Annotated in this window: 1 protein-coding gene; it reads right to left on the bottom strand. The window is 50.3% G+C overall.

The window, feature by feature from the left end; all coding sequences use genetic code 11:
* A partial coding sequence (locus LOK78_RS16405; protein ID WP_232635668.1) for a PorP/SprF family type IX secretion system membrane protein occupies nt 1–489 on the bottom strand: 489 nt, incomplete at both ends.

The raw sequence follows: 489 nt of genomic DNA, 5'->3' as shown, positions 1-489 counted from the left end.
TTACGTTGAAGCTGAAGTAATATCCTCCCCAACGGTACAGAGCCCCCACGTCGAAATTATTGTTTGAAGTGGCCCTATCATCTGTGACGTAGGGGTCAATTACCGGATCGTTGTATGTTGTCTGAAAATCTTCAATGTTGATCCTGAAATGGTTCAGGTTGTATGAAATCCCGAATGATAGGAACTGCCTTGACGGGTAGTCCAGAGTCAGGTGGTGGGAAAAAGAGACCTTGAGTCCTTTCTGTCTAGTGTTCCCGTTGCTGTCGTTGTAGAGTGAGAGCCCCACCCCGTTTTTGTTTGTGACCCTTGCATCGACGTACAGGGACTGGTTGTCCGGTGCGTCCTTGATCCCGACCCACTGAGTGAGCCCGTTGAGTCTGACCCTTAGGTTGTCACCTATCCCCGCATATGTTGGGGATAGGACAAAGTCATTATCTGCCAGGTACTGTGTCCATACCGGCAGGTTGAGCTCTTGGGCAAAGCTCCCCG

The organism is Mangrovimonas futianensis, from assembly GCF_021245805.1.
Classification (GTDB): Bacteria; Bacteroidota; Bacteroidia; order Flavobacteriales; family Flavobacteriaceae; genus Mangrovimonas; species Mangrovimonas futianensis.
This window is presented reverse-complemented; position numbering and strand designations above follow the sequence as displayed.